Genomic DNA, 21,718 nt, shown 5'->3' with positions numbered 1-21,718 from the left:
ACCGATCACCGTCCAAGAGCAGTATCGGCACCGATTGATAAGCGATCGTTATTGCTCGTCGGGGACGGCGTCCGGCCACGGCAGCACCTCGGCCGCCCGGCCGTAGTTGAGTTCCTCGGCGACCGCGACGAACGACTTCATCCAGCGGATCTCCACGGCCGGTCAGTCCACCACGAACACCGTGAGACGCACCTCGCCGGGGAGGCGTTCGCCGGTGCCGACGAGGATCCGCGAGCGCAGCCACGACCACCGGCCCTCGGCGGCGGTGAGCCGTGGGGTGCAGCGGAAGTAGATGCGCTCGGGCGGCACGGCCTCGCCGTCGACCAGTCGGGCAATGTCTTCGGCGGTACCCGAGCGCAGCCCGAAGTTGGTGACGTAGATACGGTCGCCGTCGTCGGTCTCGATGGCGTACTTGGCCTCGAGTTCGGTGAGCGTGGACGAGCTGAGCAGCTGGAAGTCCGCCCCTACCGGCAGCACGGTGCCCCGCAGCTCGGGGCCCTCGACCCGGCCACCGAGGATGGGGATGATGCGACGTGTTCCCTCGGGCGTGGATCCGATCTCCACCGGCTCGGCAACCTCCACGACGAACGTGGCGAGGAACGACATCCCGGGCGGGGCCGGGGCGAGGAGCTCGGTCATCGCGCCCTACTCGACGAAGGCGGGAAAGGCGATGCTCTGCAACGTGTCCCGCATCTGGTTCACCACCGTGTCGGGGATGCCCTCGAAGTAGCGTCCGTGCGCGGCGTCGACACGTGCCTTGGCGTCGTCGCGGAGCCGGCGCCCCTCGTCGGTGGCCGCGATCAGTTTGTTGCGGCGATCCGAGGGGTCGAGGGTGCGCACGACGAGTCCGCGTTCCTCGAGTTCGTCGACCAGGCCCACGATCTGACTGGGGTCGAGACCCATGGTGGCGGCCACCCCGCGCTGGTTGACGCCCTCGGCCTGCTCACACGCGAGGACCAGGACCGAGTAGGAACGCACCCGCAGCCCGGTGGGAACGAGGGCCTTGTTGACCGCGCCCAGCACCATTCCGCCGACGCGAGAGAGCAGGAACCCGATGTCGTCCGATAACGCCTGCGACTCTGCCATGCGACGACCCCCTTCTGATGATTGTCGGTAGAGTAGCAGATCTTAATCATTGACATTCTCAATCATCAATGATTACGTGTGATCCAGCGAACACGACCTTAGGAGAATCACGACATGGACCTCAGCAACAAAGTCGCCGTAGTCACCGGCAGCGGACAGGGCCTCGGACTGGCCTACGCCAAGGACCTGGTGCGGCACGGCGCCGCGGTTGTGATCAACGACGTCAACCAGGCCACCGCCGACGCCGCCGTCGCCGAGATCACCGCCGCGGGCGGCCGGGCCGTCGCCGTCGTCGCCCCGGTCGGCAGCACCGAAACCGCCCAGAAGCTGGTCGCCGGCGCGGTCGACGCATTCGGACGCCTCGACGTCATGGTTACCAATGCCGGCATCCTTCGCGACAAGGTGCTGTGGAAGATGACCGACGACGACTTCGACGCGGTGGTCGGTGTGCACCTGCGCGGCACGTTCACCTGCGTGCGCGAAGCGGTCCTGCGGTTCCGCGAGCAGGGCGGCGGCGGTCGCATCATCTGCATCGGGTCCCCCGCCGGGCAGCGTGGCAACTTCGGGCAGACGAACTACTCCGGTGCCAAATCGGGCATCGTCGGCATGGTCCGTACCTGGGCGCTGGAACTGCAGCGGGCCGGGATCACCGCCAACGCCGTCTGCCCTGTCGCCGCGACCGCGATGACCGAGACCGTCCCGTTCCTCGCCCCCTACATCGAGGGCATGAAGAACGGCGAGCCGCTCCCCGACATCATCCGCCGCGAGGTGGGCCTGGGCACCCCCGAGGACGCCGCAGGCATCATCTCGTTCCTCGCGTCCGACGCGGCAGCCGAGATCACCGGCCAGGCCTTCGCCGTCGGTGGCGACCGCCTCGCGCTGTGGTCGCACCCCGACCTGACCGCGGTCGAGTACCACGACGGTGGCTGGTCGGCCGACGACATCGCTGCCCGGTGGGCCGGCACGTTCGGCGACGCCGTCCAGTCCGTCGGCGAGGAGTTCCCCGAGGAGCTGATGGCGAAATGAGCCGCTACGAGTACGGCATCGACTTCGACAAGATCGACGCCATCGACATCCACACCCACGTCGAGATCGACGGCTGCGGGCACCGGTCCCTCGACGACGAACTGATGGCCGCCTCGGAGAAGTACTTCAAGTCCGGCGAGGAACGCACCCCGTCCATCGACGCGATCGCCGACCACTACCGCTCCCGCAACATGGCCGCGGTCGTGTTCACCGTCGACGCGGCCTCGGCCAGCGGACACGCCGCCAACTCGGTCGAGGAGATCGCCGAGGGCGCGGCCCGCCACAACGACGTCCTGATCCCGTTCGGATCCGTCGATCCCTGGCAGGGCAAGGCCGCCGTGCGGCGCGTGCACCGGCTCGTCGACGAGTTCGGTGTGAAGGGGTTCAAGTTCCACCCCAGCATGCAGGGATTCGAACCGAACGACCGGCAGTTCTACCCGCTCTACGAGGCCATCACCGAGGCCGGGGTCCCCGCCCTGTTCCACACCGGTCAGACCGGGATCGGCGCCGGGCTGCCCGGCGGCCACGGCATCAAACTGCGCTACTCCGACCCGATGCTGCTCGACGACGTCGCCGCCGACTTCCCCGACCTCACCGTGATCATGGCCCACCCGTCGGTGCCGTGGGTCGACTCGCAGATCTCCATCGCCACCCACAAGGCCAACGTCTTCATCGACCTGTCCGGGTGGTCACCGAAGTACTTCCCGCCGCAGCTGGTCAAGGCCGCCAACAGCATGCTCCGCGGCAAGGTGCTCTTCGGCTCCGACTTCCCCGTCATCCAGGTCGACCGCTGGATGAAGGACTTCGAGAACCTCGACATCAAACCCGAGGTCGCGCCGCTGATCTTCAAGCAGAACGCGCTGCGCGTTCTCGGCATCAAGCACTGACCCGGCCTCACCGAACCACCAGGAGACTTATCGTGACCACCGCAACCACCACCCGCGTCGCCACCCTGGCCGACCTCGCCGCGCTCGAGGGCCAGCCGCTGGGCACCAGCTCGTGGATCGACATCCCCCAGCAGCGGATCAACACGTTCGCCGACGCCACCGACGATCACCAGTGGATTCACGTCGACCCCGAGCGCGCCACGGCGGAGAGCCCGTTCGGCGGGCCCATCGCCCACGGTTACCTCACGTTGTCGCTGATCATCCCCATGTGGGACGAGGTACTGACCGTCGACAGCGTGACCATGGCCGTCAATTACGGTCTCAACAAGGTCCGATTCACCAACCCCGTGCCCGCGGAAGGACGCGTCCGCCTGAACGCGACGCTGCAGTCCGTCGAGGAACTGCCCAAGGGCGGCGTCCAGGTGACCGTCGCCGGGCAGATCGAACTCGAGGGCAGCGAGCGTCCCGCGGTAGTCGTCGAGGCCGTGTACCGCTTCTTCGAGTGACCCACCCGTGAGTACTTGTCAACCGCCCGCGGTTGACAAGTACTCACGGGCGTTACTCGGGAGCCTGGTCGTCGGGCTCGACCTGTTCCGCCTGCTTCCGCTCGGACGCGTTGCCCGCGATTCCCTTCGCCTCGCGCTCGGCCACCAGCCGGTCTTCCATGTCGTCGACGAGGTCTGCGATCCGCTGGTGCTCGGGGAGGTGCTGATCGTGTCGATCCGAATTCGCCTTCATCACGCTCCTTCCGCTGTGTGCGACGTGCCGCAAATCCTGCGACTTCCGGACGCACAATTCGAACTGTACGCCGCGGGCCCGGCCGAAGCGGGCATTCGCGGCGGCACGAACTGGACGCCCGTCTTTCACGTTTATCTCGCCGTCGGCGAAAGCTGTTGCCGAACACCGCCTTACGAGCGCTCTGTACTCCAATGTCGCACTGCGCAACCTTATTTCGCCTTCGATGCGGCCCCACCACCGCTGTCGGCAGGCGATGAATTCGATGCACAATCGACACCGTCTTGCGAGTACCTGCAGCCGGCACCTCGTACTCTGGACCGGGTACCACCCGAAGGAGGACCGATATGCCAGCAGTCACCACACCTCACGTCTATGTTCATCGTGCCGGCGATCGGCTGAAAACCAAGATTTCCTGGTTGGATTCGAAACATTCGTTCTCCTTCGGCCAGCACTACGACCCCGACAACACGCACCACGGGCTGCTCCTCGTGAACAACGACGACACCGTGCTCCCCGGTCAGGGATTCGACACGCATCCGCACAAGGACATGGAGATCGTCACGTGGGTGCTGCGCGGCTCGCTCGTGCATCAGGATTCGATCGGCCACTCCGGCATCATCTATCCCGGCCTTGCGCAACGCATGAGCGCAGGCAAGGGCATCATGCATTCCGAGAAGAACGACAGCTGGCGCCTCGAGGGTGAGCAGCACCACGAGCCGGTGCACTTCGTCCAGATGTGGGTGGTACCCGACGAAGCCGGCCTCACTCCGAGTTACGAACAACTCGAGATCGAGGACGAGATCCTCGAGGGCGGGCTGGTGCCTGTTGCGTCCGGAATGCCGGAATACAAGGACAATTCGGCGATCCGGATCCACAACAGGCACGCGGCCCTGCATGTCGCGCGACTCTTCCCCGGCGCACCGGTGACCCTTCCCGAGGCGCCGTTCCTCCACGTCTTCGTCGCCCGGGGCACCGCGGAGATGGAGGGCGTCGGCACCCTGTACGAGGGCGACGCCGTCCGGCTGAGCGCCTCCGGTGGCCAGCAGGTCTCCTCACACTCCGGCGCCGAGGTCCTCGTCTGGGAGATGCACGCCCGCCTCGGCGGCTGAGTTCCCGGCAAGTTCACCGCCGGACGGCACGCTGCGTGCAGGTTCGTACGCCACGACGACGAGCGCCGAGCTCGCACTGCGGGTGCAGGACCTCACGAACTGTTCCGCGGACGGGTCCGCCGCGGTGGTCAGCGATGCCGGTGGTCCCGGTGGCGCGGGTGGTCCCGGAGCGGGTGGTCCCGGTGGCGACATGTCCGGCGGTTCGGGTGACGCCCGGCGGGTCCTACAGCGTCGGCGACAGCGAGGCCACCACCACGGACGACGGCACCTACCTGCGCGGCGCCCAGACCACGGACGCGTACGGCATCGCCCAGTTCACCACGGTCTTACCCGGCTGGTACATCAGCCGGACCACCCACATCCACCTCGAGGTGCACATCGACAAGAAGACGGTGCTCACCACCCAGCTGTTCTTCGACGAGGCCCTGCTCGACGGCGTGTACGCGACCGCGCCGTACTCCGACCACACCGGACGCGAGAACAACGTGAACAACTCCACCGACGGCATCGACGACAACGCCGGCCTGCTGACCGTCGCCGAGCAGTTTGTTTCGCCCTGAGCGCAGTGGTGGACCTCCCGGCGCGGAACGGTGTAAGGATGGAACGCATGACCACGGCTCAGCGCTCCGGCATCGACCTCACTCACCTCGACAACGACACCCGCGCCCAGGACGACCTGTTCGTCCACGTGAACGGCAAGTGGATCGACGACTACGAGATTCCCGCGGACCGGGCGATCGACGGCGCGTTCCGCACGCTGTACGACAAGGCCGAGGTCGACGTCCAGACCATCATCGAGGAGGCGGCGGACTCCGGCGCGGCGCCGGGGACCGACGCGCAGCGCATCGGCGACCTGTACGGCAGCTTCATGGACGCGGACGTGGTCGAGGCCGCGGGGCTCGCACCGATCGCCGGTGAGCTCGCCGACGTGGCCTCGGCCGCCGACCTCTCGGCGCTCGCCGCCGTCATCGGCCGCCAGCAGCGCACCGGGGTCGGCGGTGCCGTCGGTCACTACGTCGACACGGACGCGAAGAACTCCGAGCGCTACCTCGTCCACTTCAGTCAGTCGGGCATCGGCCTGCCCGACGAGTCGTACTACCGCCAGGACGACTACGCGGAGATCCGCGCGGCGTATGTGAAGCACATCGCGAAGATGTTCGCCCTCGCCGGCGTCGGCTACGACGCGCAGCGCGTGTTCGACCTGGAAACCAAGATCGCGGCCGGTCATTGGGACGTCGTGAAGCGTCGCGACGCCGAGCTGAGCTACAACCTGCTCACCCTCGACCAGCTGCCCGCCGGGTTGGACTGGTCGGCGTGGATCGGAGCACTCGGCGGCACGTCCGAGCAGTTCGCCGAGATCGTGGTCCGCCAGCCCGACTTCCTCACCACCCTGACCGAGCTGTGGACGTCCGAGGACCTCGACGACTGGAAGGCGTGGGCGACGTGGAACGTCATCCGCTCCCGCGCCCCCTACCTCACGCAGGCCCTGGTCGACGAGAACTTCGCGTTCTACGGAAAGACGCTGACCGGCGCCGAGGAGATCCGTGAGCGCTGGAAGCGCGGCGTGTCCCTGGTGCAGGATCTGCTGGGCGAGGCCGTCGGCAAGCTCTACGTCGAACGCCACTTCCCGGCCGACGCGAAGGCCCGCATGCAGGAACTGGTCGCCAACCTGCAGGAGGCGTACCGGCGCAACATCTCCGACCTGGACTGGATGAGCCCCGAGACGCGGCAGGCTGCGCTGCGCAAGCTGGAGAAGTTCACGCCCAAGATCGGCTACCCCGACAAGTGGCGGGACTACTCGGCCGTCACCATCTCCCGCGACGACCTGGTCGGCAACTACCGCAGCGGCTACGCGGCGGAGTACGACCGCGACCTCGCGAAGCTCGGTGGCCCCGTCGACCGCGACGAGTGGTTCATGACACCGCAGACGGTCAACGCCTACTACAACCCGGGCATGAACGAAATCGTCTTTCCCGCAGCCATTCTGCAGCCGCCGTTCTTCGACGCCGCAGCCGACGACGCCGCCAACTACGGCGGGATCGGTGCCGTCATCGGTCACGAGATCGGCCACGGCTTCGACGATCAGGGCGCCAAGTACGACGGCGACGGCAACATGGTCGACTGGTGGACCGACGACGACCGGACCGAGTTCGGCAAGCGCACGAAGGCGTTGATCGAGCAGTACAACGAGTTCGAGCCGAAGGCGCTGCCCGGCCACACCGTGAACGGTGAGTTCACCATCGGTGAGAACATCGGCGACCTCGGTGGCCTGTCCATCGCCATCGCGGCCTACCGGATCGCCACGGAAGGGTCCGAGCCCGAGGTTCTCGACGGCCTCACCGGTCTCCAGCGGGTGTTCTTCGGCTGGGCGCAGGTGTGGCGCACCAAGGCCCGGGACGCCGAGGCGCTCCGCCGGCTGGCCGTCGACCCGCACTCGCCGCCGGAGTTCCGCTGCAACGGCGTGGTCCGCAACCTCGACACGTTCCACGACGCGTTCGACGTCCAGCCGGGTGACGCCCTGTATCTGGATCCGGAGGAGCGCGTCAAGATCTGGTAGCGACTACCGCAGACGGTCACCCGTCGCCGCGGAGAAGAAGTACACCTCGCCGGGTTTCGGCTGCAGGTGCACCCTCTCCCCCGCGGCGACGGTGCGCGTGCGGTCCACCCGCACCACCACCTTCCCGGATGTGCCGGACGCGTACACGAAGGACTCCGCCCCGAGTTCCTCGAGCTGGTCGGTTTCGACCGTGTACGAGTCCTTGCGCCACGACCCCACCAGCGTCCACGACTCCGGGCGCACCCCGACGATCACGGAACCGTCCCCGATCGCCGAGCGCGGCACGGGAATACGCAGGTCGCCCAGTTCGGCGACGCCGTCGCGGATCGGTGTGTCCATGAGGTTCATCCCGGGCGAGCCGATGAACCCGGCGACGAACGTGTTGACCGGGTTGTCGTAGAGATCGCGGGGCCGGGCGACCTGCTGGAGGCGCCCGCCCTGCATCACCGCAACCCGGTCGCCCATCGTCATGGCCTCCACCTGGTCGTGGGTGACGTACACGGTGGTCGTACCGAGCCTGCGCTGCAGGCTCGCGATCTGCGAGCGGGTGCTCACCCGCAGCTTGGCGTCGAGGTTGCTCAGCGGTTCGTCCATGCAGAACACCTTCGGGTGCCGCACGATCGCCCGGCCCATCGCGACCCGTTGACGTTGCCCGCCGGACAGTTTCGCCGGTTTGCGATCCAGCAGCGGTTCGAGTTCGAGCATCCGCGCCGCTTCCAGCACCCGCGCGGTGCGTTCCACCTTCCCGACTCCGGCGTTGCGGAGCGCGAAACCCATGTTGTCGGCGACGGTCATGTTCGGGTAGAGCGCGTAACTCTGGAACACCATGGCCACGTCCCGCGCCCGCGGTGGCAGCGCGGTGACGTCGGTACCGCCGATCTCGATGCGGCCCGCCTCGACGGCTTCGAGGCCGGCCAGCATCCGCAGGCTGGTCGACTTACCGCACCCGGACGGACCCACCAGGACGAGGAACTCGCCGTCCGCGATGTCGAGGTCCAGCCGATCGACCGCGGGTCGATCGGCTCCGGAATAGCGGTGGGTGACACCTGCGAACTGCACGTGGGCCATGGATGTTCCTTCTCCTCCTACTGGGGCAGCTTGGGTGTGATCTGGCGGTCGATGATCTGCTGGAGTTGCGTCCCGACGCCGGCGAACGTCGTCGCCACGTCCGCGTTCTGCAGCGCGATCTGTTCGAGTCCGGTGCCGATGATCTGGTCGCCGCCGGGCACGAACACACGGGCGTAATCCTGCGACCGGGTCTTCGCGAGCTGGTCGACGGCGCCGCGCGCGTTGGGGTTCGCGTCGAGGTATGCCTTCATACTCGGGTCCTCGACAGCGGACTTGCGGACGGGCATGTACCCGACGTTCTGGGAGAAGTACGCGGTGTTCTCACCGTTCGTCACGAAGTCGATGAACGTCAGCGCGTTCTTCTTGCGCTCGTCGGAGATCCGCGCCGGAATCGCGAGGCCCGCGCCGCCGGTCGGGCAGCCCGGGGCGCCCGACCCGGGGAGGAAAGCGGTGCCGAAGTCGAACGCGGCCGACTTGGTGATTCCCGACAGGTCACCGGTCGAGGCGATGGTCGACGCGAGGATGCCCGCACCGAACTCGTTGGCGATGTCGCTCGACACCGCCGCGTACTTCTTCGTGTGGATCATGTCCTTCAGGAACGTCCCCGCGGCGAGCGTTGTCTCCTCGCCGAACTTCAGGTCCCACTGGTCCGAGTACGCCCCGCCGAACGTCCAGACCGGTCCCTCGAACGTCCAGCCCAGGTAGTTCTTGGCGTCACCCCAGCCGTGGGCCAGCTTGCCGCCGCCCATCACCCGCTGCAGTTCGGGACCCCACTCGTCGAACTCCTGCCAGGTGGCGGGCCCACGATCGGGCAGGCCGGCCTGCGCCCACACCTGCTTGTTGTAGTAGAAGAGCGGCGTCGACCGCGCATACGGGAGGGCGTAGTGCGTGCCCTCGAACAGGTAGTCGGCGAGCAGCGAGTCGACGTAGTCGGAGGAGTCGACGCCGACCGTGCCGAACAGTCCGTCGAGCGGTTCGATGGCACCGGTCAGCGCGTAGTTGAACCACCAGACGTCCGACAGGACCACGACGTCGGGCAGTTCGCCGCCCGACAGGGCCGCGTTGAACTTCTGCGACACCTCCTCGTAGTTCTTTCCGCCGTCGACGAGGTTCACTGTGAGGTCGGGGTGTTTCGCCTGGAACCGGTTGATCAGTTCACGTTCGACGTCCTGCGATTTGCCGGGGTGGTTGGACCAGAAAGTGATGGTGTTCGCGTCGCCGGCCGCACCGGACGCCGCCGACGAGCCCGACCCCGACCCGGCGCAGGCCGTCAGCGCGGCACCGGCGGCCACCGCGCCCGCCAGCCCGAGGAATCCTCGACGGTTCATCCGATTCATGTCTCTCCTCGTTCTCCGCTATCCCTTGACCGCACCCGATGTGAGGCCCTTGATCATGTGCCGTTGCAGCACAAGGAAAACCGCGAGAATCGGCAGCATCGTGAGTACCGTTCCCGCCATGACCGGGCCCCAGTTGGTGAGCCCGTCGTTGTTCTGGAGTTGGGTCAGCCCGATCGGCAGCGGCGCGACGGAGGCGTCGTCGGCCATCAGGAACGGCCACAGGTATTCGTTCCACTCGGTGACGACGGTGATGATCGCGAACGCCACCATGGTGGGGCCCGACACCGGCAGGACCACCCGCCACAGCAGCCGGAAGTGGCCTGCGCCGTCCATCCGGGCGGCCTCGATGATCTCGGTGGGTATCGACAGGAAGTGGTTGCGCATCAGGAACGTTCCGAACGCGACCCCGGCGAGCGGAACGATGATGCCGTGAAAGCTGTTCCGCCAGCCCCATTCGGCGACGAGTGCATAGTTGGAGATGACCGTGATCTGGTTGGGCACCATCAATGCGGCGATGATGCCGAGGAACACGAGGTTCTTGCCCGGGAACCGCAGGAACACCAGCCCGTAGGCGCTGAACACGCCGAGCGCGAACTTCACGACGGCCAGCACCCCGGTGATGATCACCGAGTTCCGCAGGAACGTCCAGAACGGCACCGAGGTGGTGGCCTCGGAGTAGTTCTCGGGATGAAAGGTGCCGGGCCACCAGGTCACCGGCAGGGTGTAGACGTCCGGACGATCCTTGAAGGACGTCATCACGATCCAGTACAGCGGCAGGGCCACCACGACCAGCACCGCCACCATCGCGGCGTACCCCAGGGCCGTCACGAGCGTTTCCCGGCGTCGATGGTCACGGGCCGCGTCTGCCGTCACCGGCACTTGCGTGCCGCGCTGATCGCGTACGGTGTCCGCGGTCACCGGACCTCACCTCGATCCATGATCCGCACCTGGTAGACGGTGATCCCGAGCAGGACCAGGAACATGATCGTGGCCACGGTGGCGCCGTAGCCGGCACGGAAGTTGCGGAACGACTCGTTGTAGACCTGGTAGACCATCGTGGTGGTTCCGGTACCGAGTGGACCGCCCCGGGTCATCACGTTGATGATGTCGAACACCTGAAGGGAGCCCAGCATCACCGTGATCGAGAGGAAGTAGGTGGTCGGACGCAACTGCGGGAGGACGACCCGGCGGAACGTCGTCCACCGGCCCGCCCCGTCGATCTCCGCGGCCTCGGTCAACTCGCGCCGCGTACCCTGCAGTGCCGCAAGGTAGATCACGAACGTGTAGCCGAGGTTCTTCCACATGTAGGTGACCGTCACCATGAACAGCGCCCAGTGCGGATCCTGATAGAAGTCGGGGACGGAGTCGGCTCCGGCACGATGCAGAAGATCCTGGATCAGCCCGAAACGGGGATCGAACACGAACTGGAACGCCACGCCGATCGCGGCACCCGAGATGACGAACGGCGCGAAGATCGCCGAGCGGACGAGGTTGCGGCCGTGCAGGTTACGGTCCAGCAGCACGGCGAGTGCGAGACCGGCGACCATCGATCCGACCACGGTCGCGACAGTGAACACGACGGTGTTCCCGACGATCTCCCAGGTGTCGGGCCTGCTCCACCATTCGCGGTAGTTGTCCCAGCCGACGAACGTGGCCACGGGGTCGGCGATGTTCCAGTCGAAGAACGACAGCCGGATGTTGTCGACCAGGGGCCGGTAGGTGAACAGAACGAGCAGAACCAGATTGGGACCCACAAGCGCTGCGAACAGCGCGTAGTCCCGCCACGGACGCTCGAGCAATCCCTGCTTTCCCGGCGACGGCAGGGTTCGTTCCGGACTCGATCTCACTGCGGCAGTCTGACGACCGGGTACGAATAGCCGGTAAATTGCCGTAGCCCGCACATTGAACTGTGCGGGCTACGGGGACAACTGGTCAGATCAGGGTCAGCGGTTCCAGTCGCCGAGACCGTCGGAGCCGCTCAGCACGCCGCCTGCGGTGTTCTGCACGACCACGGCGTCGCCCTTCTTCGAGTTCTCGTAGAACCACTTGGCGTCGTCGGTGCTCACGTTGAGGCAGCCGTGGCTGACGTTGGTGTTGCCCTGGGCGTCCACCGACCACGGTGCGGCGTGGACGAAGATGCCGCTGTACGACATGCGGGTGGCGTACTCGACGTACGTGCGGTACCCCTCGGCCGAGTCGACCGGGACACCGTACGTGGACGAGTCCATGTACATGTCACGGAACTTGTCGCCGATGATGTAGGTGCCGTTCGGCGTCTCGTGATCGGTCTTACCCATCGACGTCGGCATGGTCTTGACCACTTCGCCGTTCCGGGTGACGGTGATCTGCTTGGTGTTGTCGTCCGCGGTCGCCACCAGCGCGTCGCCGATGGTGAACGTGGAGTGCGAATCGCCGGCGTCCACGGTGACCTCGGTGTTCGCGGGCCAGAACTCGGTGGGCTTCCACCGCACCTGGCTGTCGTTGATCCAGTAGAAACCGCCCTCGACCGGCTGGCTGGTGGTGACCTTGATGGCACGCTCGGCGGCGGCGCGGTCGCCGATCGCCTCGTTGAAGCGGATGATCACCGGTTGCGCGACACCGACGACCTCGCCCGCACCCGGGTTGAGGGACGGGGCCGAGAAGTTCGCGGGCGCGGGTGCCGGTTCGGGAAGCGGCAACTGCGGCGCGCCGGGCAGACCGGGCAGGGTGGGAAGACTCGGAATCTCCGGTCCACCGGGAAAGAGCGGTGCGGCCTGTGCGGCCCCGACCAGCGCAGTTCCGGACACGACGGCCCCGGTCAGTGCGACAGCGACGCGCGAAGACCAGTGCTTGTTCCTGGAAAAACCGATTCCTGACTTGCCCATATGACCACTCTCGTTCGACGACGTGTGCAACGCGCGTCCCCGACGGACCTACCAATCGCGCACTGCCATTAACACACATCATCCGGCCTCGAGCAATTTGCCCGCAATCGTTGCCGCTCCGCGGCCTGCGGGGCCGGGGGTGTCACCGAGTGGTCAAGAAGCGCTCACGATCAGGTATCGGCGCGGGCGGCGGCGAGCATGCTCTCGATGGTGATCAGCTTGGTGCGGGTCCGGCCGGCAGCCTTGCCCCCGGCGCGTTCGGTCTTGTCGATCCGCTGCCAGCCCTGGTAGTCGACGGCGTCGGGCGCACGCTCGGCGATCAGGCGGTCGAGAGCCTCACGTTCGGCGGGCGCGTCGAGCCGACCGGCGGAGAAATCGTCGATCAGCATCTTGACCGTCTCCGCGGAGCAGTACTTGTTGGTGCCGATCACACCCGTCGGCCCGCGCTTGATCCAGCCCGCCACGTACACGCCGGGCACGGGTGTGCCGGTCTCGGGATCGATCACCCGGCCGTTTTCGTTGGGGATGACACCGCGCCGGTCGTCGAAGGGGATGCCGGCCACGGGTTGACCGCGGTAACCGATCGAGCGCAGCACCAGGCCGGTGTCCAGCGTGGAGGTGACGTCGGACGGTTTGGCACTGAGCCGTCCGGACGCGTCCGCAACCATCTCGTTCTTCGCGATGCGCACCGATTCGACGGCGTCGGTGCCGAGAATCTCCACGGGGGACGTCAGGAACCGCAATACGATCCGCTTCTTCGCCGGATCGGCGGTGCGCCGGGCGAATTCCTCGACCTGCCGCACCTTGTGTCGCTGCGACGGCTCGGCCTCGTCGCCGTCGACGAACGCGCGGCTTGCCGGGTCGAGGACCGCTTCGTCCGGGTCGACCACGATGTCCACGTCCGGCATCAGCCCGAGCGCGAGGAGTTCGGGGTTGGTGTAGGCGGCCTGAGCGGGGCCACGGCGGCCGAGAATGACGACCTCGCGGATGTTGCTCGCCCGCAGCGCCTCGAGGGCGTGGTCCGCGAGGTCCGTCTTGGCCAGGATCTCCGGATCGGTGACCAGGATGCGGGCCACGTCGAGTGCCACGTTGCCGTTGCCGACGATGACGGCCCGCTCCCCCGACAGGTCGAACGTGTGGTCGGCGTAGTCGGGGTGACCGTTGTACCAGGCCACGAACTCGGTGGCGGCGTGGCTGCCGACGAGATCCTCGCCGGGAATGCCCAGCGTGCGGTCGCCTGCCGCGCCGACCGCGTAGATGACGGCGTGGTGGTGTGCGAGCAGTTCCTCGTGGCTCACGTCCCGGCCCACTTCCACGTTGAAGTGGCAGTGCACCGTGCGCTTGCCGACGACCGAGCGGAACTGGTCCGTGACGCCCTTGGTGCCCGGATGGTCCGGCGCGACCCCGGCGCGCACCAGCCCGTACGGGGTAGGAAGCCGGTCGAAGATGTCGACCTCGACGCGCGGTTTCGCGGTCAGTTCCATCGCGGCGTAGCAGGCGGCCGGACCCGACCCGACGATCGCGACGTGGAGCGTGCCGAGGGCTGCGTCGATCTGCGGCAGCGCGAGCGGCTCGGGCCAGTCGGGGCCGATGGGGTGCTTGGTGTAGTACTGCGCGTTGATGTCGAGGTACGGCTCGTCGACCTCGTCGAGGTCGTTCTCCGCGTAGATGGCCTCCACCGGGCACTCCTCGACGCAGGCCCCGCAGTCTATGCAGGTGTCCGGGTCGATGTACAGCATTTCCGTGGTAGCGAACGGCTTCTCGTCCGGTGTGGGATGGATGCAGTTGACCGGACAGACATCGACGCACGAGGCGTCGTTGCAGCACGGCTGCGTGATCACATAAGTCACGGTTCTCCCCTACCTGAGTACGCGCAGTCCGACGTCGGGATGTGACACCAGACTATAACGTGTTCCAATTTTGCGCGAGAACCGTGCGTTGTCAGACCGCGTCGCCCGGTTCCACACGGAATCCGACCTTGACCGTGACCTGGTAGTGCGCGATCGCGCCGTTCTCGACGTGGCCCCGGGTCTCGACGACCTCGAACCACTCGACGTTGCGCACGGTCTCGTTGGTCCGCGCGATGGCGTTCTCGATGGCCGCGTCGGTGCTGTCGCTCGACGAACCGACGACCTCGACAACTCGGTACACGTGATCACTCATCAGGATTCCTTTCGTGGTTACTTGCCGTTCCGGACGATCGCCTGCGCCTCGACACCGAGCCGGGCCAGACGAAGATCACCGAGAGCCGTGAGGGAACTTCCGAGCCGGTTGGTGACGAAGCCCAGGGACAGTCCGCTGTCGAGGTCCGCGTAGGCGCCGGACCCGCCGACGCCGTAGTGCCCGATCGCGTTCCGTGGTTGTTCCCGGGACGCGAGGATCGGCCGGTGGTAGCCGAGGGACCACTGCGGCCGGATACCGAGAACGTAGTCCCGGTCGTAGGTCTGCACCTGTGACATCTGCGCGATGGTGGACTTGCGCAGGAACCGGTGTCCGTCCAGCCTGCCGCCGTTGGCGATGGCGCCGTACATGCGCGCGAGCGCCCGCGCGCTGAACACGCCGTTCCAGCCGGGCATCACCGCGTCGTGCACCGCGGGGTTCCGGACCAGCACGTCGAATCCCCGGGGCATCGCCGCCTCGGCGAGTCCGCGGGTGGGGCCGACGAGCGAGAGCACGTTCGACGTGAGCTCCCAGTTGAGTCCGGCCGGGTTGATGTGCGGAAACAGCTTCGCGATCCGCGGACGGTGCTGTCCGGGAACCTGATACCAGAAGTCGTCGACGCCGAGCGGGCCTGCGATTTCGTCCTGCACGACCTGGACGAACGGCTTTCCGGTGACGCGGGCGATCAGTTCGGCCACCAGCCACCCGTAGGTGACGGCGTGATACCCGGGGCCGCGCAGCCTGCGCGGATCCGCCGGGGTGGCCGCGAGGGCCCCGGCGACGGCGTCGTAGTCGAGGAGATCGAGCGGGCTCCGCATCAGACCCCGGACCTTGTGCAGTCCGGCCCGGTGGGTGAGGAGTTCGCGGACCGTGATGTCGTCCTTGCCTGCCGCGCCGAACTCGGGCCAGTAGCGCGCGACGGGCGCGTCGTAGTCGATCAGCCGGCGTTCGGCGAGCCGGTGGACGACCGTGCTGGCCACGCCCTTTCCCGTGGAGAACGACAGGGCGACGGTGTCGCGGTCCCAGCGGCGGTCGCGGTCGGCCCAGCCCGCCCAGATGTCGAGGACTTTCTCACCCCGGAAGTACGCGGTGAGCGCCCCGCCGCCGTGCTGAGGTTGCCGGTACATCGCGAAGAACCGGTCGGCGAGCGGCAGGAACCGAGGATCGACGTGCAGCTCCGTCCGTGGCACGGACGCGGGCCGGGGAACTCGAACGCTGGTCGTCATCGACCACCTCCGATCTCGCTGCCGTATCTCCTACGGCAGTTGCGTCAGCCCATTGTGACTACCGTCACCATACGACGCGGACCGGGGTGCCGTTCAGGGAAGCCGCCACACTGTTATGCCGTCACTCAGACACGCTTGACCTGCAAGGAAATTGATCGCGAGCGACGGTCCAGCGGCGCACACCACGCCCTTGGCCGGATCCGCGACGAGCGCCTGTCCGCCCGGACCGCTCAGCACCAGGGCGGGACCGGCACTGTCGACCGTTCCGATGGCGACGCTCTCGGGCCCGACCGCCACGGCGGCGACGGCGCCACGACGTGCCTCGGCCGCACCCACACCACCGCCCAGCCCCGCGCCGAGCGCCGCGCCCGCGTGGGCTGCGTCGGCGAAACCGACACCGTCCGTGCCGAACGCCGCCGAATTGCTGCTCATATCGGCATTGGCACCGCACGCGCTCCGGTCGACGATCGTGGTGTCGCCCCGGCCGGGTGGTGACACACAGGAGAGGGAGACGGCCGACGCGGTGGCCGGCGCGATCATCAGGGCCCCGAGTGCCGTCGCGACGACACCGAGGGCGAGTCCGGCAGTACCGACTGTCGTACGTTCCATGGCGACCTCACATTGTTCCCGACCCGACCGTCCCGAGCCTACGTGAGCGCCGGCTATTTGCGGTCTCGGTCCCGACTCGGTTGTACCCGCTTGGGTTCCCCCGGCATCTTGGGGTAATTGGGTGGGTACGGCAGATCGCCGAGACCGTTCGCGGCGTCCCGTTCGGCCATCTCCAGCAGCACGTCCAGCGATTGCGCCACGTCGCCCATGGTCGCCATGGGATCGCCGCGCTTCTCGAGCAGCGCGGGCACGGTCGCGATGGTGAAGTCGTCGGGGTCGACGTCGACGAGTTCCTCCCAGGTGACCGGCGTCGACACGGTCGCGATCGGCGTCTTGCGGGCCGAGTAGGCGGACGCGATGGTCTTGTCCCTGGCGTTCTGGTTGAAGTCGAGGAAGATGCGTTCGCCGCGTTCCTCCTTCCACCAGGACGTGGTGGCCCGGTCGCCGCTGCGCCGCTCGATCTCCCGTGCGAGGGCGATGCCCGCGCGCCGCACCTCGATGAAATCCCAGCGCGGCTCGATGCGGAGATACACGTGCAGCCCGCGGCCGCCCGACGTCTTGGGGTAGCCGACGAGACCGAGTTCGTCCAGCAGCGGCCGGAGCACGTCCAGCGCGACCGCCCGGGCGTCGTCGAATCCGGTCCCCGGCTGCGGATCCAGGTCGATGCGCAGTTCGTCGGGGTGATCGACGTCGGGGCACCGGACCGCCCACGGGTGGAACGTGATGTTGCCGAGGTTCGCCGCCCACACGATGTTCGCGGCGCTGCGCACGCGGAGCACGTCGGCCTTGCGGCCGGAGGGTAACGTGACCTCGCACGAGTCGACGTGATCGGGGCGCTTCGCGGGAACCCGCTTCTGGTAGATCTCCTCGCCCTCGATCCCGTCCGGGAACCGCTGCAGATGCGTCGGCCGATCGAACAGGGCGGTCAGCAGCGCACCGTTCAGCGCCACGGTCCGGTAGTACTCCACCAGGTGCCGTTTCGTGCCGCCCTCGGCACCGAGTTTCGGGTAGTAGATCTTGTCGGGATTCGACAGCCGCACGGCGATGCCGTCGACGTCGAGTTCTTCGGCAGGACTCGCCATCTAGGAACCTCCGGCCAGGACGTCGGCAAGGTCGTATCGCACCGGGACCTCCAATTGTTGGAACGTGCACTCGTCGGGCGTCCGGTCCGGGCGCCAGCGCAGGAACCGCGCGGCGTGCCGGAACCGGGCACCCTCCATCTGGTCGTACGCCACCTCGACGACGCGTTCGGGGCGCAGCGGCACCCAGGTTCGGTCGTTACCCGACTGCCACCGTGTCGGCGCCCCGTCCGCGACTACGTCGTCTCCGACGCGCAGCTCGTCGAGTTCGGCGAGCAGTTCGATCCGCCGCGCCGCCGTGAACGCCGACGCACCGCCGACCATCGCCATCTGGTCGCCGTCGTACAGTCCGAGCAGCATCGACCCGATCCCCGGCTGGCTCTTGTGCGGCCGGTAGCCGATGACGACGCAGTCGGCGGTGCGGGCGTGCTTCACCTTCACCATTTCCCGCTTGTTGGGCAGGTACGGGCCCACCAGCTTCTTCGCCACCACCCCATCGAGGCCGGCCCCCTCGAACGCCTCGAACCACTCGATGGCCGTCGCACTGGATTCGGTGGCCGCGGTGACGTGGCAGCTGGGTCCACCGCCGATGGTGTCGACGAGCTGTGCGCGACGTACGGAGAAGTCCTCCCGGCTGAGGTCGCGGTCGCCCAGGGCGAGCAGATCGAACGCGACGAACTGGGCCGGCGTCTTCTCCGACAGCATCGTGACCCGGCTCTCGGCCGGATGAATGCGCTCCGACAACGACTCCCAGTCGAGCCGGGTGCGGCCGTCGATGCTGCGCGGGACGACGAGTTCGCCGTCCACCACGCACCGCTCGGGCAGTTCGTCCTTCACCGCCCGGACGAGTTCGGGAAAGTACCTGGCCAGATCCTTTCCGCCGCGGGACCCGAGCACCACCTCGTCGCCGTCGCGGAAGACGAGGGTGCGGAAACCGTCCCATTTCGGTTCGTAGGACCAGGCGAGCCCGGACTCCGGTTGCGCCGGAACGGACGACGCAGCCTTCGCGAGCATCGGCTGTAACGGAGGCATCACGGGGAGATCCACCCGTCCATACTGTCACCACGATTGGCAAATCGGACAGCGATGTAATCAAATAATGCGCGACACGGCAATCGCGGTGGACACGATCGAGGTGGCAACGGTCATCTCGGAGGAACGGGTGGCGGACGGTCACCTGACGGAGGGGTCAGACATGACAGGGTTAGTTCGGCGGGTGTGTACCGCAGTCGTCGCAGTGTCGGCGACGGCAGTTCTGGTGGCCGGGTGCGGTTCGGACACGACGCCCACCGCGGTGCCGGAGTCGGGTGCCTCCGCGGCCACCTCGTCCAGCGAATCGACCACCGTGATCGACGGGCAGGAAGGCGAGGACGCCGGCGGCGACATCGACTTCGAGGTCGCGATCGGTGAATGCGTGAAGCTCGGCGGCACCGTCTCCGACGCCGAGATCGACAAGGCGGTGTGCGGCAGCGCCGATTCGAACTACAAGGTGATCGCCAAGGCCGCGAAGAACAGCCAGTGCATCAGCGACGCCGACTCGTACTACTACGAAACCCTCGGCGGCATCGAGCAGGGCGCGATCTGCCTCGACGTCGACTGGGTCGTCGGCGGTTGCATGGACGTCGGCGGCGAGGATCCCGCGCGCATCGACTGCGGCGACACCGCGGCCGTCGACGGCGTCAAGGTGACGGAGATCGTGCAGGGCGCAACGTCCGTGGACTCGTGCAGCACGTCGTCCAACGGATACGAATACCCCGAGCGCAAGTTCGTCGTCTGCGTCGACGAACTCTGACAGCCGGCGCCGGCCGGCTGCGGGCACTGCCCGCAGCCGGCCTCGCTCACAACCAGCCGCGGCGTTTGAAGATCGTGTACAGCCCGGCGCAGGTGAGCATCATCAGCGACAGGGCGAACGGATACCCACCGACCCAGTGCAGTTCGGGCATGTGGTCGAAGTTCATACCGTAGACCGTCCCGATCAGGGTGGGCGCGAACAGGATCGCCGCCCACGCCGACACCTTCTTGATCTCCTCGTTCTGCGCATAGCTGGCCTGGGTCAGGTTGCGCATCTCCTCGTTCTGCTCCTGCGACACCAGGGTGGCGTTGACGGTGAGGATGTTCCCGAGCAGCTGACGGAAGCCGTCGGCCCGCTCCACGACGACCGTCGCGTGGTCGGTGACGTCACGCAGATAACGCTGCAGTTCCTCGTCGGTGTTGTACTTCTCGAATCCCGCCGACAACCCGCGGAGCATCCCGAGCAGCGGCCTTGTGGCCCTCTGGAATTCGATGACCTCGCGGGTGAGTTCGTAGATGCGCCGCGACACGCCCGGCGCTCCGCTGAACACCTCGGTCTCGATCTCGTCGATGTCGTTCTGCAGTCCGGCGACCACCGGCGCGTACCCGTCGACCACGGCGTCGAGGATGGCGTAGAGAACCGCCTCGGGTCCGAGCCGGAGCAGGTCCGGGTTGCTCTCCATCCGCCGGCGGACCGCCGACAGGTCGGGGGATTCGCTGTGCCGGACCGTGAGCACGAACGTCGGACCGCAGAAGACATGCAGCTCACCGAATTCGACGCGCTCGGTTTCGTCGCAGTAGCGCGCGGCGCGCAGGACCACGAACAGCGTCTTGCCGTACCGCTCCAGCTTGGGCCGCTGGTGGGCGACGATCGCGTCTTCGACAGCCAGCTCGTGCAGGTCGAATTGCTTTGCTGCCGCGTACAACTGGGCGTCGTTCGGCCGGTACATCCCGATCCACGCCATCGACGACGCGTCGGGCAGGCTCGCGAGTGCCTCCGACAGCGTGGCCGGGGTGGCCGTCTTCCGGCCGTCGCGGTAGACGGCGCTGTTGACCACCGTTTCCTCCGCAGGCGTCGGTTCGACGGGCCGGCGGGTCACCGCGTGACCGGCGTCGGCGTCGGACAGACCGGCGGAGCGGCTGGGGAGGAGGGAACGGATCGGACGCAGCTGAGGCATGACACGGGGCTTTCGAGGGAAAGTGGGCAGCGCGGAACGGCGCTGAGGAACACGGACCGTGAAACCGCGCACCTACCGGTGGAACGGTTTCAGTTGGTACTCGGAGGTTGGCTTCTCATCGGATGCCACACCTCCTTGCTCTCTCGAATAGGCAGTTCACGACCTCGGCGAACTGCAGACCGGGGGACACGATACCCCCGCCGACCGGCCACGACAACCTGGGACCCCCGCCGTGTCGGTCCCGGATCCGGCGCCTGCCGCGGCAGATACTGGGCGGGCAACGAATCACCACCGAGAGGCCCTCATGACCAGCTGGTCGGACAGACCGATCTGCGCGTTCGACCTGGAGACGACGGGACCCGACCCCACCGACGCCCGCATCGTCTCCGCGTGCATCGCCGTCGTCGACGCTCACCACTTCGAGTCGCGAACCTGGCTGCTCGACCCGGAGGTTCCCATCCCGCAGGGCGCCTCGGACGTGCACGGAATCTCCACGGAGTACGCCCGGGCTCACGGACAGGACTACGCCACCGGGTACGGCGAGATCCGCGAGGCCCTGCACGACGCGTGGACCCGCGACCATGCCGTCGTCGCGTTCAACGCCTCTTACGACCTGACCGTCATGCACACCGAGGGCCTGCGCCTCGGGCTGACCGAACTCGTCACCGGCATCGTGGTCGACCCGTACGTCATCGACCGCGAGATGGATCGGTACCGGAAGGGCAGGCGCACACTGGGCGCGGTGTGCGAGCACTACGGCATCGCGCTGGAGGACGCCCACGAGGCCGAGGCCGACGCGATCGCCGCCGCACACCTCGCCCGGACGCTCGCGCAGGAGTACCCGAATCTGCGGGCCCTGGACATCATGAGCCATCAGGCCGGCTGGCACGCGGAACGGCAACGCGACTTCGCCGACTACCTCGTCCGGCAGGGCCGGGACGCATCGGATGTCAACGGTGAGTGGCCGATTCGCGGTCTCGCACAGTTCCGCATCGCCTGATCC

23 protein-coding genes and 1 pseudogene are annotated in these 21,718 nt (G+C 67.2%); 8 read left to right on the top strand and 16 right to left on the bottom strand.

Annotated elements, in window-relative coordinates:
- Positions 1–48: 48 nt before the first annotated feature.
- The 3 genes from FND50_RS36025 to couR are packed head-to-tail and all read right to left on the bottom strand — an operon-like array spanning position 49 to position 1,086.
- Positions 49–141: a LysR family transcriptional regulator gene (locus tag FND50_RS36025; RefSeq protein WP_186301367.1), complete on the bottom strand. Its 93-nt coding sequence runs from the start codon at positions 139–141 to the stop codon at positions 49–51.
- A gap of 21 nt (positions 142–162) precedes the next feature.
- Positions 163–639 (bottom strand): DUF3237 domain-containing protein, encoded by a 477-nt coding sequence (locus tag FND50_RS08395; protein WP_005571411.1) that lies wholly within the window; start codon positions 637–639, stop codon positions 163–165.
- A gap of 6 nt (positions 640–645) precedes the next feature.
- On the bottom strand, positions 646–1,086 hold the full coding sequence (couR, locus tag FND50_RS08390; protein ID WP_005263606.1) for a MarR family transcriptional repressor CouR: 441 nt from the start codon (positions 1,084–1,086) through the stop codon (positions 646–648).
- Between the two features lie 114 nt (positions 1,087–1,200).
- Between couR and couN the strand changes: the two genes are divergently transcribed.
- From couN to couM, 3 genes are read left to right on the top strand one after another with little or no spacing between them, the layout of a single operon-like run.
- The gene (gene couN / locus FND50_RS08385; protein ID WP_144285423.1) at positions 1,201–2,112 is read left to right on the top strand and encodes a 4-hydroxyphenyl-beta-hydroxyacyl-CoA dehydrogenase; all 912 of its coding nucleotides are present in this window, start codon (positions 1,201–1,203) and stop codon (positions 2,110–2,112) included.
- A complete protein-coding gene (gene couO / locus FND50_RS08380; protein WP_061043794.1) occupies positions 2,109–2,999 on the top strand; it encodes a 4-hydroxyphenyl-beta-ketoacyl-CoA hydrolase in 891 nt (296 codons plus the stop codon). Before couN ends, couO begins: the two co-directional genes overlap by 4 nt.
- Positions 3,000–3,031: 32 nt before the next feature.
- Positions 3,032–3,505, top strand: a complete 474-nt coding sequence (couM, locus tag FND50_RS08375) for a p-hydroxycinnamoyl-CoA hydratase (RefSeq protein WP_144285422.1) — start codon at positions 3,032–3,034, stop codon at positions 3,503–3,505.
- Positions 3,506–3,557: 52 nt separating this feature from the next.
- On the opposite strand, the gene FND50_RS08370 is transcribed toward couM, so the two are convergent.
- Positions 3,558–3,737 (bottom strand): hypothetical protein, encoded by a 180-nt coding sequence (locus FND50_RS08370; protein ID WP_005243850.1) that lies wholly within the window; start codon positions 3,735–3,737, stop codon positions 3,558–3,560.
- Between the two features lie 344 nt (positions 3,738–4,081).
- On the opposite strand from FND50_RS08370, the gene FND50_RS08365 reads away from it, so the two are divergent.
- The 3 genes and pseudogenes from FND50_RS08365 (at position 4,082) to FND50_RS08355 (ending at position 7,403) form a co-directional block, all read left to right on the top strand.
- Positions 4,082–4,846 (top strand): pirin-like bicupin family protein, encoded by a 765-nt coding sequence (locus FND50_RS08365; protein ID WP_144285421.1) that lies wholly within the window; start codon positions 4,082–4,084, stop codon positions 4,844–4,846.
- Between the two features lie 58 nt (positions 4,847–4,904).
- Positions 4,905–5,406 (top strand): annotated as a pseudogene (locus FND50_RS08360) (protocatechuate dioxygenase); the annotation flags it as partial.
- A gap of 47 nt (positions 5,407–5,453) precedes the next feature.
- Positions 5,454–7,403, top strand: coding sequence for a M13 family metallopeptidase (locus FND50_RS08355; RefSeq protein ID WP_144285420.1), 1,950 nt, complete (start codon positions 5,454–5,456; stop codon positions 7,401–7,403).
- Positions 7,404–7,406: 3 nt separating this feature from the next.
- On the opposite strand, the gene FND50_RS08350 is transcribed toward FND50_RS08355, so the two are convergent.
- The 11 genes from FND50_RS08350 to FND50_RS08300 form a co-directional block, all read right to left on the bottom strand.
- Positions 7,407–8,471 (bottom strand): ABC transporter ATP-binding protein, encoded by a 1,065-nt coding sequence (locus FND50_RS08350; RefSeq protein ID WP_144285419.1) that lies wholly within the window; start codon positions 8,469–8,471, stop codon positions 7,407–7,409.
- A 17-nt stretch (positions 8,472–8,488) separates the two neighbouring features.
- Positions 8,489–9,808, bottom strand: a complete 1,320-nt coding sequence (locus FND50_RS08345) for an ABC transporter substrate-binding protein (RefSeq protein ID WP_144285418.1) — start codon at positions 9,806–9,808, stop codon at positions 8,489–8,491.
- An 18-nt stretch (positions 9,809–9,826) separates the two neighbouring features.
- Entirely contained in the window at positions 9,827–10,726 is a 900-nt protein-coding gene (locus FND50_RS08340; protein ID WP_144285417.1) for a carbohydrate ABC transporter permease, read from the bottom strand.
- Positions 10,723–11,694 (bottom strand): carbohydrate ABC transporter permease, encoded by a 972-nt coding sequence (locus FND50_RS08335; protein ID WP_397494151.1) that lies wholly within the window; start codon positions 11,692–11,694, stop codon positions 10,723–10,725. Before FND50_RS08335 ends, FND50_RS08340 begins: the two co-directional genes overlap by 4 nt.
- Before the next feature lie 57 nt (positions 11,695–11,751).
- Positions 11,752–12,672 carry an Ig-like domain-containing protein gene (locus FND50_RS08330; protein WP_065489497.1) on the bottom strand — a complete coding sequence of 307 codons (921 nt, stop codon included), beginning with the start codon at positions 12,670–12,672 and terminating at the stop codon, positions 11,752–11,754.
- 170 nt (positions 12,673–12,842) lie between these two features.
- A complete protein-coding gene (locus FND50_RS08325) occupies positions 12,843–14,522 on the bottom strand; it encodes an FAD-dependent oxidoreductase (RefSeq protein WP_144285416.1) in 1,680 nt (559 codons plus the stop codon).
- 91 nt (positions 14,523–14,613) lie between these two features.
- Entirely contained in the window at positions 14,614–14,835 is a 222-nt protein-coding gene (locus FND50_RS08320) for a dodecin (RefSeq protein WP_005253074.1), read from the bottom strand.
- 17 nt (positions 14,836–14,852) lie between these two features.
- Positions 14,853–16,058 (bottom strand): serine hydrolase, encoded by a 1,206-nt coding sequence (locus tag FND50_RS08315; protein ID WP_144285415.1) that lies wholly within the window; start codon positions 16,056–16,058, stop codon positions 14,853–14,855.
- A 93-nt stretch (positions 16,059–16,151) separates the two neighbouring features.
- Positions 16,152–16,667 carry a DUF6764 family protein gene (locus FND50_RS08310; RefSeq protein ID WP_144285414.1) on the bottom strand — a complete coding sequence of 172 codons (516 nt, stop codon included), beginning with the start codon at positions 16,665–16,667 and terminating at the stop codon, positions 16,152–16,154.
- Positions 16,668–16,720: 53 nt separating this feature from the next.
- A complete protein-coding gene (locus tag FND50_RS08305) occupies positions 16,721–17,749 on the bottom strand; it encodes a DNA polymerase domain-containing protein (RefSeq protein ID WP_144285413.1) in 1,029 nt (342 codons plus the stop codon).
- Positions 17,750–18,793, bottom strand: a complete 1,044-nt coding sequence (locus FND50_RS08300) for an ATP-dependent DNA ligase (RefSeq protein WP_039952193.1) — start codon at positions 18,791–18,793, stop codon at positions 17,750–17,752.
- Between the two features lie 52 nt (positions 18,794–18,845).
- On the opposite strand from FND50_RS08300, the gene FND50_RS08295 reads away from it, so the two are divergent.
- Entirely contained in the window at positions 18,846–19,538 is a 693-nt protein-coding gene (locus FND50_RS08295; RefSeq protein ID WP_144285412.1) for a hypothetical protein, read from the top strand.
- Between the two features lie 46 nt (positions 19,539–19,584).
- Here FND50_RS08295 and FND50_RS08290 read toward each other — a convergent pair whose 3' ends face one another.
- On the bottom strand, positions 19,585–20,715 hold the full coding sequence (locus tag FND50_RS08290) for a magnesium and cobalt transport protein CorA (protein WP_005253068.1): 1,131 nt from the start codon (positions 20,713–20,715) through the stop codon (positions 19,585–19,587).
- Between the two features lie 304 nt (positions 20,716–21,019).
- Here FND50_RS08290 and FND50_RS08285 point away from each other — a divergent pair, with 304 nt between their 5' ends.
- On the top strand, positions 21,020–21,715 hold the full coding sequence (locus FND50_RS08285; protein ID WP_133986176.1) for a 3'-5' exonuclease: 696 nt from the start codon (positions 21,020–21,022) through the stop codon (positions 21,713–21,715).
- Positions 21,716–21,718 lie beyond the last annotated feature (3 nt).

It is taken from the genome of Rhodococcus sp. WB9 (assembly GCF_007558985.1).
Lineage (GTDB): Bacteria > Actinomycetota > Actinomycetes > Mycobacteriales > Mycobacteriaceae > Rhodococcus_F > Rhodococcus_F opacus.
This window is presented reverse-complemented; position numbering and strand designations above follow the sequence as displayed.

Coding starts and splice junctions, on each gene's coding strand:
- FND50_RS08315 (WP_144285415.1), bottom strand. CDS start 16,058: ATGACGACCAGCGTTCGAGTTCCCCGGCCCGCGTCCGTGCCACGGACG.
- FND50_RS08365 (WP_144285421.1), top strand. CDS start 4,082: ATGCCAGCAGTCACCACACCTCACGTCTATGTTCATCGTGCCGGCGAT.
- FND50_RS36025 (WP_186301367.1), bottom strand. CDS start 141: ATGAAGTCGTTCGTCGCGGTCGCCGAGGAACTCAACTACGGCCGGGCG.
- FND50_RS08355 (WP_144285420.1), top strand. CDS start 5,454: ATGACCACGGCTCAGCGCTCCGGCATCGACCTCACTCACCTCGACAAC.
- FND50_RS08310 (WP_144285414.1), bottom strand. CDS start 16,667: ATGGAACGTACGACAGTCGGTACTGCCGGACTCGCCCTCGGTGTCGTC.
- FND50_RS08370 (WP_005243850.1), bottom strand. CDS start 3,737: ATGAAGGCGAATTCGGATCGACACGATCAGCACCTCCCCGAGCACCAG.
- FND50_RS08320 (WP_005253074.1), bottom strand. CDS start 14,835: ATGAGTGATCACGTGTACCGAGTTGTCGAGGTCGTCGGTTCGTCGAGC.
- couR (WP_005263606.1), bottom strand. CDS start 1,086: ATGGCAGAGTCGCAGGCGTTATCGGACGACATCGGGTTCCTGCTCTCT.
- FND50_RS08345 (WP_144285418.1), bottom strand. CDS start 9,808: ATGAATCGGATGAACCGTCGAGGATTCCTCGGGCTGGCGGGCGCGGTG.
- FND50_RS08350 (WP_144285419.1), bottom strand. CDS start 8,471: ATGGCCCACGTGCAGTTCGCAGGTGTCACCCACCGCTATTCCGGAGCC.
- FND50_RS08295 (WP_144285412.1), top strand. CDS start 18,846: ATGCGCGACACGGCAATCGCGGTGGACACGATCGAGGTGGCAACGGTC.
- couO (WP_061043794.1), top strand. CDS start 2,109: ATGAGCCGCTACGAGTACGGCATCGACTTCGACAAGATCGACGCCATC.
- FND50_RS08285 (WP_133986176.1), top strand. CDS start 21,020: ATGACCAGCTGGTCGGACAGACCGATCTGCGCGTTCGACCTGGAGACG.
- FND50_RS08330 (WP_065489497.1), bottom strand. CDS start 12,672: ATGGGCAAGTCAGGAATCGGTTTTTCCAGGAACAAGCACTGGTCTTCG.
- FND50_RS08305 (WP_144285413.1), bottom strand. CDS start 17,749: ATGGCGAGTCCTGCCGAAGAACTCGACGTCGACGGCATCGCCGTGCGG.
- couN (WP_144285423.1), top strand. CDS start 1,201: ATGGACCTCAGCAACAAAGTCGCCGTAGTCACCGGCAGCGGACAGGGC.
- FND50_RS08290 (WP_005253068.1), bottom strand. CDS start 20,715: ATGCCTCAGCTGCGTCCGATCCGTTCCCTCCTCCCCAGCCGCTCCGCC.
- FND50_RS08395 (WP_005571411.1), bottom strand. CDS start 639: ATGACCGAGCTCCTCGCCCCGGCCCCGCCCGGGATGTCGTTCCTCGCC.